The sequence below is a fragment of the Candidatus Methanoperedens sp. genome (genome assembly GCA_027460535.1).
Lineage (GTDB): Archaea > Halobacteriota > Methanosarcinia > Methanosarcinales > Methanoperedenaceae > Methanoperedens.
This window is the reverse complement of the sequence record JAPZAR010000012.1, coordinates 64557-75874: the sequence shown is the minus strand read 5'-3', so window position 1 is coordinate 75874 and position 11318 is coordinate 64557. Positions and strand designations below refer to the sequence as shown.

Here is an 11318-nt window from a genome sequence, read left to right as displayed (position 1 = left end):
ATAGAAGAGGCGGCTTCCGAGGCGGAAGAGGCGGCGGTTTCAGGCCAAGCGGTCCAAGAGAGATGCACAAAGCAACTTGCGCAGACTGCGGTCAGGAAACTGAAGTACCTTTCCAGCCATCCGGTGACAGACCGGTATATTGCAGGGAATGCTACCAGAAACACAAACCAAAGAGATATTAAATTTAAATAATCATATAAGTCCAGTAGAAGATAAAAAGGGCTTTGATATTAAGGTATCAATGCCCGCAAACTTTTTTTTCAATATCCATCAGCAAATAACCGCAGGTTTAGAGACTTTCAGGTTGCGATCACTCATGATAACTTTCATGACCTATCTCTATCTGTACACATTCCGCACATTCAAACTGTAATGTCGTATGCAATATCCTGAAATCATCCCTCACTATTTTATTTATTTCACTTATCAGTGCCTCTGTCTGCTGGACATGTATTCTGTCAACGAGAACATGGGCGCTCATCGCATGTATATTCGAGCAGATGCTCCAGATATGGATGTCATGAACTCCTTTAACGCCTTCCAGCTGCATCATTATTTCTTTCAATGTATCGGCATCGACATGAGTGGGTGCAAACTCAAGTAGAATCCGAACAGACCCAAAAATAAGCCTGAAGGCACCGTAAAAAAGCATGATGCCAATCAGAATGCTAAGCACCGGATCAATGAATGTTTTCCCTGTTAGAATAATGACAATCGCTCCACCTATTACTGCAACTGACGCAAGAGCATCGCCTATAACATGCAGATATGCCCCTCTGACATTCAGGTCATGGTGGCCGTGCAATTTTAAAGCCGCCCAGGTATTGACTATCAGGCCAATAGTGGCAATTACCAGCACCTGTACGCCTTTTACCTGTGGTGGATTGAATATCCTGCCATATGCTTCATAAAATATGAAAACAGCGATCATGACGATGGTCAACCCGTTAATCAGGGCAGCAAATATCTCAAACCGATGGTAACCAAATGTGACATTCCTGTTGGAAGGACGCACGGATATCTTCAGCGCTCCATAAGCAAGCACCAATGAGACAACATCCATAAAGACATGGGCAGCGTCGGAGAGAAGTGCAAGGCTATTGGAAATTATTCCTCCCCATAATTCAATTATGAAGATTATTGCTGTAAGAATGACTGCAATTTTCAAATTTTTGTGGATGTCTTCCATTTTTTACCTGCTTTGAGTATATTCAATGGCACGGTGATGAAATATTTCTATCGGTAAAAACATGTGGGATTTATGCTACAACTTGAAAAAGGAAGCGCTATTGGCTGAAATTGGATATGGAGAAGCTCCACTCCTCATAATAAGGGCGCGAAATGGTTTTATGATGTGCGGGTAACATGGATGTGGCCTACAGATCGGGGATGTGGATGTTTAATTTTTCAATTATATATAATTATTGAAAATATTCTTAATTTTCAAAACGATAAATCTAAGTACATAATCATATATACATGATAATTATAATAATTATATGTTGCATCACCGGATAATTCGAAAATATTCTGTCCGTCAGTGAATAATGAAGATGAAGAAAGATAAGAGAAAACCAGAAAAAATCCCTTAAAGAATTAAAAATGTGGAGAGCCGATTAAATGGTTAACGAGAAGGTCCTGGTCGTAGAGGACGAACAGATAATTGCAATGGAGATACAGAGCAAATTGAAAAATCATGGTTATTCTTGCGCCCTTGCATCTTCTGGCGAGGAAGCTATTAAGAAAGCCGGAGAAATACGCCCTAGCATCGTGCTTATGGATATCATGCTTAACGGAGATATGGACGGCACACAGGCTGCAGAACAAATTCGGACTCTTTTTGATATTCCGATAATATATATTACAGCATATACAGATGAGAATACTTTAGAGAGAGCAAAAATAACGCAGCCCTTCGGCTATTTAGTGAAACCTTTTGTAGAAAGGGAATTATACATTGCCATCGAGATAGCTCTTTACAAACATAATATGGAAAAGAAAGTGAAGGAAAGTGAAGGATGGCTTTCTGCAACACTCAAAAGCATAGGCGACGCTGTTATAGCAACGGATGAAAAAAGAATGGTAAAACTTATGAATCCCTTTGCAGAAGCGTTAACTGGATGGAAAGAAGAGGAAGCGATTGGAAAACCTCTGAAAGATGTCTTTAAAATAATTGGCGAAGAAACAGGCGAAGAAGTAGAAGACCCTATCACGAAGGTGACAAGAGAAGGAGTTTTCTTCGGCCTGGCTAATCACAATCTATTGATAACCAAGGATGGCAGGAAAATGCCTGTTGATATCATCGGGACCCGAATCATCGATGAAAGAAGCAATATCATTGGTACGGTGCTTGTTTTCTACGATACTCTTGATCGAAACCGTATCGAAAAATTTATTTTTCATAATAAAACCTGATGTCATAATTAGAGGGATATCCCTGTGATCATTCCCTCCCCATTTGAAAATTGCTATTATCATGAATCCTATCCGGCTCTTCACATACGGCCAGTTTCTTGCAGATTTCGCAATCTATCTCACATGGTTCGATATGTATCAAAATCGAAAGATTGGGAATTTTCTCCTTGATATCTTTTTCAAGATGGTCGCAGAATTCATGGGCCTTTGCAACTTGCTGGTTCTTGGGAACCACAAGATGCAGATCCACAAACCTCTCCGCACCTGACATCCTTGAGCGGAGATCATGATATTCGGCGTAATCTGAGTAGTGCTCAGCGATAATGGATTTAATGATATCTTCTTCTTTGTCAGAAAGTTTTACATCCATTATTCCAGAAACCGAGCGTTTTGTCAGGTCATATGATGCCTTTAGAATTATCAAGGCTACGATTATTGCCAGAATTGGGTCAAAAATGGGATTCTTTGTAATCTGTATGAGAATAAGACCGATAAAAACACCAATTGAGGTATATACATCTGTGGTAAGATGGTAAGCATCTGCTTCCAGGGCAATTGATTCTGCCTTCTTCGCGACTTTCATGATTTTTCTGGATACATAAAAGTTCACTGCAGTAGATACGCCCATGATAATAATACCCACACCGATCAAATCATAATCAATCCCTTCATTGTTCATGATTTTTTCGCCGGCTTTGTAGAGAATGATTATCGCTGCTATAAAAATAAGAATTGCTTCGACCGTGCCGGAAACGTTTTCAAACTTGCCATGCCCGAATTTGTGTATATCGTCAGCTGGCTTTCCTGCCTTATGGACCGAGTAATTTGCGATGATCGCAGCAAGGAGGTCGATGCCCGAATGGATCGCCTCCGAAAGGACGGATATAGAGCCCATGAGGGAGCCCGCAATGAGTTTCATTAAAAGCAGAAAAGTATTGGAATATATGGAAAGTCTCGCTACGGATGTTATTTCTTTATGGGCTTCAAAATATTTATTATTGGAATCTGACATTTATTTTCTACTATATTTTGATAATAGTATAAAGGGATATTTATCTCGGATAAGAATTATTTTTTTATTAAAATTCATTTGAGACTTTCCATCTGATAAGTACGCCCTCATCCATTTTCTCGCAGGAAATGAGTTTCAGCCTGCAGAAGTCACATGTGAACCCCTCCCCATCCACGAGCGTTGGTGCGGTTTTGCCCCCGAGTATAATGTTCCCTAAAAATGTATAGATTTCATCCACAAGACCCCTGGAAATCAGCCCCCAATTCAATGTAGCCCCGCCTTCCACCATCAATCGGTTTATACCGCGCTTCTTTAATTCTGCGAGGAGTTCTTCAAGGTCTACACTTTTCTCACCTGCGATTAGTATCTCTGCATGCTTTGAAAGCTGCCTGATTTTTTCCCGGGGTGCGATTTTGGAGACCGCTATTATTTTCTTCCCGGCGCCTTTTTTGAAGACATCAGAATCGATAGGAGTTCTTGCCGTGCTATCAACCACGATTCTGGCAGGATTTTCATCCAGACCCTTCTCGCATCTTTTTTCCCTGCGCTCTGATGATTTCAGGGTAAGGCTCGGGTTGTCTGAAAGCATGGTGCCAATGCCGACCATTATCGCATCAGAAGTCGCCCGGAGTTCATCCATTCGGTCAAAATCAAGGCTGCCTGATATCTTTGTCTGCTTGCGCCCTATGGTTGCGATTTTTCCGTCCGCGCTCATGGCTGCGTTAATGAATACGAAGGGTCTTGAGCGTTTATCCATGTTAGTATCAAGCATCGGTTCTTCTTATACTTCCAGGATGAAATATCTAACCGCAATAATGCAGAATATTCCGAATGGAAGGATTGAATCAAGAAAGATTGGTGGAATCTATTTAAATATCAGTCCTGGAGGCCATATTTTAACAGATCAAATTTGTATTCTTTACGTTCTCCATTGATCATTATCGCAATATTCAGTATGGGTTCATCACTTTTATGGATAATGGGATAGCACATGCCAACATTTTGATATGAATTGACATTCAGTTTAAGATCCATTCCTGACTGTCGTACGCACGAATTACTCAATCCAACCTGTCTGTCATATCTCTCCCCGAGGTTCTTTCCGCTTTTGGAGACAATTTGATCTTTAACTATTGAAAAATCCGGATTCTTGATATTGTTATTCCTAATTTCCAGATTTATTAATGAACAGGGCGTTGCCTGGGTTGATACGGTCGATACAATACAATCCTGAAGAGTCCTGACCTCATTGACTTGAACAGTATAAGGATCCATTGCTGTCTGAACTGCTGTCGATTGAATGCTGGTTGTTTGAACCGCAGTCTGTTGGGCAGTTTCCGCTGGTTTGGTCTCCTGATTTCCTATGCATCCTGAAAAGAGAATTACAATTCCAATTGCTGCGACAAGAACAATATTCCTGAATTTTACCATAATACCTCTGGGATTTGAAATTACCTGCATTGAGATAAAACTGTCGTATATACTGGAATGCCCATGAACTCACATTGATTTTCTCTTTTCAAAGCGGAACTTGACCACGAGAACCTGAAACTCCAACCACTTTCAGAGGTTCATACACCAATCCGCCATCCTTCTGGCAGGGCGCCGCCGGAGGATATCGAGATGACAGGACGGTGGTAAAAACAGGCTTAAATGAACGGATTTTATCTTCTTATCAGGCATTTCCATTCGCTTCCTATGAGGTCGGTCCTTCCTGCTATCTTTAATCCCTCGATCACCAGCCCATAATTCTTTCGGTCTTTATACTGCATCAGGGCCCGCTGTATCCTTTTCTCCCGCCCTTTGGGTACGTGAACTTTTTCCATGGTGAACGGATCGATCCCGGTATAATACATACATGTGGAAGCTGTCATCGGTGTGGGCGTGAAATCCTGCACCTGCTCTGTATAGAGATTATTATCACGTATGTATTCGGCAAGTTCTATCATATCCTTCAGGGTGCTACCGGGATGACCAGACATGAAATAGGGGAGAATGTATTGCTTTTTTCCAAGATCTTTATTCAAGGCATCAAATCTCCTTTTGAATTCTTCAAATACCTCAAAAGAAGGCTTGTGCATGATATCTGTGATATGCCGGGTAACATGTTCGGGGGCGACTTTCAACTGTCCGCTAATGTGGTGCGCGCAAAGCTCGGAAATATAATCAGAAGAGTCATCGAGTACCAGGTCATAGCGTATGCCTGAACCGATAAAGACTTTTTTCACCCCGGGAATCTCACGCAGGCGGCGCAGCAGTTCCACCTGTTTTTCATGACTCTTTTCAAGACTCTCGCAAAACATGCATATCTTATCAGTACATGCTCCATGCGTATCCCATCGCCTGCAGAATAGCGAATACATATTGGCTGTCGGCCCACCCACATCCTGCACGATCCCCTTGAAACCAGGCATCCTGGTCATTCTTACTACTTCCCGAACAATCGAGTCTATACTTCGGCTCTGCACTATCCTGCCCTGATGATGCGTCAGGGCGCAAAAAGAACAGGATGCAAAGCACCCCCTGTGGCTTATGATCGAGAATTTGACCGGGGCAAGCGCAGGGATGGGTTTTTCGTACGATGGATGCTGCATCCTTGTAAAGGGAAGTTCGTAGATTCTGTCGAGTTCCTGCGTACTTAAGGGCAAAGCTGGCTTATTCTGGATGATCATTGTTTTTGGGTGAGGCTGTGCAACAGGCCTTCCGCGAACTGGATCCTGCTCTTGATAATGAAGTTTGAAGGCTCTTGCGTAAAGTCCCTTATCCTTCGAGACTTCGGCAAATCCGGGTATTTCGACATAACCTTCATGTCCTATCGAACGCCACCTCTCTATTTCCATTTTGACAACCGTGCCCGGGATATCCGTGATATTCTCAATCTCCTCCCCTTTTTGGAGGCGCCGGGCAATATCGATAACCTGCCTCTCACCCATCCCGAAAACAACAATATCCGCCGGGGCATCGGCCAGAATTGACTGGCGTACGGAGTCAGACCAGTAATCATAATGTGCAAACCGCCGGAGGCTTGCCTCAATGCCGCCCAGCACGATGGGGGTATCCCGGAAAATCGAATGGAGTTTATCGGAATATACTATCGCCGCGCGGTTCGGCCTCAGCCCGCCTTTCCCATCCCGTGAATAAACATCGTCGCTGCGTACTTTCAGGCTTGCAGTATAGTTGTTCACCATTGAATCCACATTCCCTGAGGTAACCCCGAAGAACAATCTGGGTCTTCCCAGTTTCTTGAAATCAGCATCTGTTTTCCAGCCTGGCTGGGCTATGATCCCAACGGTATAGCCAGCATCCCAGAGCACCCGTCCGATAACCGCTGCCCCGAACGAGGGATGGTCCACATAGGCGTCGCCTGTCACTATAATGATGTCGAATTCTTCTATTCCTAAAGTCTCGGCTTCTTCAAGAGACATTGGAAGGAAAAGAGGGTGAGATTTCATGTTACTAAAAATGGCCGTTGAAGAAAATTCTAAACTTCTTTGAGCATTTCAATAAGCTCTTCCTTAGATATCTGGTTCCATATGCTCACTTTGTTCAATATGTCATTCAACGTTCCTTTTGCAATTTCATCGTGAGAAGGAACTGTGAGTGAATGAGCACCTGCAGCAGTATATTTCCTCAATTTGATGTGGCTACCTCTCTGCTTTACCACATTATCACCCAGCTTGTGCAACACTTTAATTAGCTGATTGCCTGAAACAACAGGCGTTTTTTGTGTCATAAAATAAATTATGCGTTGAGATATTCGGTATCACCTGAAAATAACTCTTAAACAGCGACTTCCATCATAGCAAGAATTGATGAGGGACACTTTAAATCATAACCAACCTCATCTTCCAGATGCAAAGCTACAGCTTCTCTCAGATTGCTTATAGCTTCATCAATAGTTTTCCCTTGAGTAAATACATCAATATCCAGTGTTCTGGCACAGTAGTATTCGCCATCGAAATAAATTTCAGCTTTAATTATCCTTTGCATATCATCGCTGTCACATTAAAGTCGTCCTTTACTTATACTTTTAGGTCTTTAATTTTCAAGGGTTTTTTCCTATCTAACAATCCTGTCTTTTGCATTCCAGAAGCAGTTCCTCAAAAGTATAATTCTCCGGCGTTATCTTAACCCTTACACCGAACCCTGAAAGAGTATCAGCCGTCGGTTTACCAATAGCAGCAACAGTCTTTTCATTCATCATCCTGATGAGTTCATCCTTAACTCCCATCTCCTCCGCAAGTGCCATGAGATTCCTGACCATCATCGAGCTTGTGAAGGCAAATATATCGATCCCCCCCGAAACCGCCCGCTTTATCAGCTTTTCATGCCGTTCATCTTTCGGGCTTATCAGCTGGTACACCTGCGTCTCATGTACAACTGCCCCTTTAGCAACAAGTCCACTGATTAATTCGGGCGCTCCATGGCTGCTCCGGGAGACCTCGATAACCGCCCCTTCAATATCCGAAAGATGTTCCACCAGACCAACAGAACTGTACGAGCCCGGCACAGTGCTGACCTCTATCCCATATTTGGCAAGGGCTTCTTCCGTCTTCGGGCCTATCGCGACAACCCTGGTCTTATTGAGCTGCTCAATAAACTCATCATAGGAATTCAGTTTTAGAAGGGTGAACTCAACACCATTCGCGCTCGTGAATATCACATAATCGACTTCCCCTTTCATAATGCGTTCCACAAATCCCTTAAAATTAGCATCGGTCTTATCCACGACATCGATCATGGGTGCTGTAATGGTTTCGAATCCCATGGAGTTCGCAAGTTTAACCGATTCTGCGAGATAGGCAGCAGGCCTCATTATGGCAATTACTTTAGTCATCTTCCTTTTTGCCCGTGATGAATGCAAAAAAACGCATAAATCGTATTGATCTGCATATTCCTTTCGTTTACATTATTCAAGTTTTTACCAGTTCCCTGTGAAGCTTTACCACATCGCCTATGACCGTGATTGCGGGCGCTCCCACCTTCCGCTGTTTGCAGAGCCCCACAATATCCGCAAGGGTACCGATAGTGACCCTCTGGTCAGGACGCGTGCCTCTCTCGATCACAGCCACGGGTGTATCGATGGATTTGCCATGTTTTATCAGTTCCTTCACATTCCGATCGAGCATGCTGACGCCCATCAGGATAACGATCGTACCTTCAAACCTTGCAAGAAGATCCCAGTCAAGAGCACTGTCTTCCTTGGTGGGATCCTCATGCCCTGTGATAAAAGTCACCATTGAAGCATAATCCCGATGAGTGACTGGGATTCCCGCATAAGCCGGGACAGCGATAGCTGACGTGATGCCAGGTACGACCTCAACCTTGATACCCTCTCTTGCAAGCGCCTGGGCTTCCTCGCCGCCACGCCCAAAAAGATACGGGTCTCCGCCTTTAAGCCGCACCACTATCTTGCCCTCTTTTGCCCTGTTCACAAGCAATTCATTTATCTGCCACTGGGAAAGTTTATGATCTCCCGCATATTTCCCCACGTCTATTCGTTCTGCTGATTCCGGCAGCATACTGAGGATCGCCTTCCCGGGAAGCTGGTCATACAGAATGACCTGGGCGCTCTCGATGAGACGTTTTGCTTTTATTGTCAGGAGCTCGGGGTCACCAGGACCTGAGCCCACAAGATAAACTTTTCCTGTCATAATTTCCTCTTTTTGCCGCAAACATCTTCACTGCCTCATCAACAAGCCCGCCTCCGCCTTTATTTTTAAGCTCATTCCCGAGGCGCTCTGCTTCATGCTGATATTCGGCAGGGTTTATAAATTCATCTATTTTCACGCAGCGTTTGCCATCCACGGAAAGTACTTCGCCGCGCACGTGAATCTCATCGCCTTCCGTTCTCGCAAATGCACCGATGGGTACGAGGCAGCCGCCTCCAAGTATCCCGATAATAATGCGTTCGATACTGGTCTCAAGCCGTGTTTTTTCATCATCAAGTACTCTTGACGCAGTCTCAGCTTCTGAACCTTTTTTTGTTACTATGACCACTGTGCCCTGGTTTGCTGAGGGAACGAAATCATCCGGGTTCAGGCGTTCTCCGGGAATCTCCCATTTCATCCTTTCAAGTCCCGCCTCTGCCATGAGTATGGCATCGTACTGTCCCTCTTTGAGTTTTCGAAGACGCGTGTCTATGTTTCCCCGCAGGTCCTTGATGGTAAAGTCTTCCCTGAATCTCAATAGCTGCGCCCGTCTTCGGAGGCTGGTAGTCCCGATAACCGCACCTTCAGGCAGGTCTTTCAGATTTTTCCTGTCTCGTGTGAGCAGGAAATCATAAGGAGAATCGCGTTTCTGTACGGCTGCTATTGTAAGTTCGGAGGGCCTTTCTGTAGGAACATCCTTCATGCTGTGGACAGCTATGTCTATCCTGCCTTCAAGCATCGCATCATCGATCTCGCGCACAAAAACCCCGAAGCCCTGCACTTCATGAAGCGGCCTGTCCGTGAACGTATCACCGCAGGTCTTGATGATCTTGATCTCTGTTTTCACACCATTTTTTGCAAGCAGCTCTGAGACATGGTTTGCCTGCGCAAGCGCAAGTTTGCTTCCTCTTGTTCCTATACGCAGCAGCTCCGTATTTTTCATTTCAAATTCCTTTTATAAGCTTCGATTGTCCTATCCATATCGCCCTGCGAATGGGCAAGTGACAGGAAGTTGGTTTCAAACTGCGAGGGGGGAAGAAAGATGCCGTCTGAGAGCATTTTCTTAAAGAATACATTGAATTTACCTGTATCACATTTCAGGGCATCCTGATAGTTGTACGGCATATCTCCGAAGAAGACCTTGAACATGCTCCCCACACCGCTCACGCTGTAATCAAGGCCGAGATCGGAAACTGCATCTTCAAGTGCTTTGCGTAGCGAATCACCGGCACTGTTCACTTTCATATGGACTTTTTCTTTCTTCAGCGTATTGATGACTGCAAGACCTGCAGCCATCGAAACCGGGCTGCCGTTGAAAGTACCTGCCTGATAAACAGCGCCAGCCGGTGAGATATTCTCCATGATCTCGCGCTTCCCTCCTATGACGCCCATATGAAAACCACCTCCCAGGATTTTTCCAAGCGTGGTCATGTCCGGGGTAACTCCGTAATACTCCTGCGCCCCGCCCATGGCAAGGCGAAAGCCCGTAATAACTTCGTCGAATATTAGAACCACGTCATTTTCCTCTGTCACTCTGCGAACCTCCTTGAGATATCCGGCTCTTGGGAGGATCGGGCCTATATTGCCGAGCACAGGTTCTATAATAACTGCTGCCACATCTTCCCTGTAAGCTTCGATCGCTTCTGTCATTGCCTCAATATCGTTGTAAGGCACCTGAAGAGTATTCTTGGTAAAATCCGAAGGTACTCCTGCAGAATTTGGTGTTCCAAGCGTGGTTGCTCCAGAGCCTGCTTTCACAAGCACGGCCTCGTGGGCACCGTGAAATCCTCCTTCTATCTTGATGAACTTATTTTTCCCGGTGAAACCCCTTGCAGCTCGAAGCGCTCCCATCGTGGCCTCGGTGCCCGTGGAAACGAACCTAACCATTTCGATGCTTGGGTATAGTTTTATTATTTCACGGGCAAGGCTCACCTCAAGTTCCGTGGGTGTTCCATACAGCCAGCCGTCTGAAAGCTGTTTGACCACGGCTTCCCTCACAGCAGGATGGTTATGGCCAAGAAGCAGAGGCCCGTAACCCATGACATAATCAATGTATTCGTTGCCATCAATGTCGGTTATCTTTGAGCCGGAAGCCCGCTTCGCATAAAAGGGATAGGGTTTTATTGCCCTGACCGGGCTGCTTACGCCTCCCGGCAGGATCTTCTTTGCCTCCTCGAATAACTTTTTTGATTTCTCTGTGTTCATGGGTTACTGAAATTAGGGGATTAAGTAATATAATT

Annotated in this window: 13 protein-coding genes; 2 read left to right on the top strand and 11 right to left on the bottom strand. The window is 44.7% G+C overall.

What is annotated here, in order from left to right:
- On the top strand, positions 1 to 182 hold a 182-nt coding region (locus O8C65_06385; protein MCZ7356544.1), incomplete at its 5' end, for a hypothetical protein.
- Between the two features lie 128 nt (positions 183 to 310).
- On the opposite strand, the gene O8C65_06380 is transcribed toward O8C65_06385, so the two are convergent.
- Positions 311 to 1189, bottom strand: coding sequence for a cation diffusion facilitator family transporter (locus tag O8C65_06380; protein ID MCZ7356543.1), 879 nt, complete (start codon positions 1187 to 1189; stop codon positions 311 to 313).
- A gap of 431 nt (positions 1190 to 1620) precedes the next feature.
- Between O8C65_06380 and O8C65_06375 the strand changes: the two genes are divergently transcribed.
- Positions 1621 to 2415: a response regulator gene (locus O8C65_06375; protein MCZ7356542.1), complete on the top strand. Its 795-nt coding sequence runs from the start codon at positions 1621 to 1623 to the stop codon at positions 2413 to 2415.
- A 28-nt stretch (positions 2416 to 2443) separates the two neighbouring features.
- Here the strand turns inward: O8C65_06375 and O8C65_06370 are convergent, their stop codons facing one another.
- The 10 genes from O8C65_06370 to hemL all read right to left on the bottom strand — a co-directional run bounded on the left by O8C65_06370 (position 2444) and on the right by hemL (position 11283).
- On the bottom strand, positions 2444 to 3427 hold the full coding sequence (locus tag O8C65_06370; protein ID MCZ7356541.1) for a cation diffusion facilitator family transporter: 984 nt from the start codon (positions 3425 to 3427) through the stop codon (positions 2444 to 2446).
- 67 nt (positions 3428 to 3494) lie between these two features.
- Positions 3495 to 4199 carry a 2,5-diamino-6-(ribosylamino)-4(3H)-pyrimidinone 5'-phosphate reductase gene (locus O8C65_06365; protein MCZ7356540.1) on the bottom strand — a complete coding sequence of 235 codons (705 nt, stop codon included), beginning with the start codon at positions 4197 to 4199 and terminating at the stop codon, positions 3495 to 3497.
- Positions 4200 to 4303: 104 nt separating this feature from the next.
- Positions 4304 to 4858, bottom strand: a complete 555-nt coding sequence (locus O8C65_06360; protein MCZ7356539.1) for a hypothetical protein — start codon at positions 4856 to 4858, stop codon at positions 4304 to 4306.
- A gap of 233 nt (positions 4859 to 5091) precedes the next feature.
- Positions 5092 to 6879: a YgiQ family radical SAM protein gene (locus O8C65_06355; protein MCZ7356538.1), complete on the bottom strand. Its 1788-nt coding sequence runs from the start codon at positions 6877 to 6879 to the stop codon at positions 5092 to 5094.
- Between the two features lie 29 nt (positions 6880 to 6908).
- The gene (locus O8C65_06350) at positions 6909 to 7160 is read right to left on the bottom strand and encodes a type II toxin-antitoxin system HicA family toxin (GenBank protein ID MCZ7356537.1); all 252 of its coding nucleotides are present in this window, start codon (positions 7158 to 7160) and stop codon (positions 6909 to 6911) included.
- A gap of 47 nt (positions 7161 to 7207) precedes the next feature.
- Positions 7208 to 7417, bottom strand: a complete 210-nt coding sequence (locus O8C65_06345) for a type II toxin-antitoxin system HicB family antitoxin (protein MCZ7356536.1) — start codon at positions 7415 to 7417, stop codon at positions 7208 to 7210.
- Positions 7418 to 7490: 73 nt separating this feature from the next.
- Positions 7491 to 8291, bottom strand: coding sequence for a uroporphyrinogen-III synthase (locus O8C65_06340; protein MCZ7356535.1), 801 nt, complete (start codon positions 8289 to 8291; stop codon positions 7491 to 7493).
- A 49-nt stretch (positions 8292 to 8340) separates the two neighbouring features.
- Complete coding sequence (cobA, locus tag O8C65_06335; GenBank protein MCZ7356534.1) at positions 8341 to 9081, bottom strand: uroporphyrinogen-III C-methyltransferase; 741 nt, start codon at positions 9079 to 9081, stop codon at positions 8341 to 8343.
- Positions 9041 to 10003, bottom strand: coding sequence for a hydroxymethylbilane synthase (gene hemC, locus O8C65_06330; protein ID MCZ7356533.1), 963 nt, complete (start codon positions 10001 to 10003; stop codon positions 9041 to 9043). The genes cobA and hemC overlap by 41 nt, the downstream gene beginning before the upstream one ends.
- 14 nt (positions 10004 to 10017) lie before the next feature.
- A complete protein-coding gene (hemL, locus tag O8C65_06325) occupies positions 10018 to 11283 on the bottom strand; it encodes a glutamate-1-semialdehyde 2,1-aminomutase (protein ID MCZ7356532.1) in 1266 nt (421 codons plus the stop codon).
- Positions 11284 to 11318: the final 35 nt, after the last annotated feature.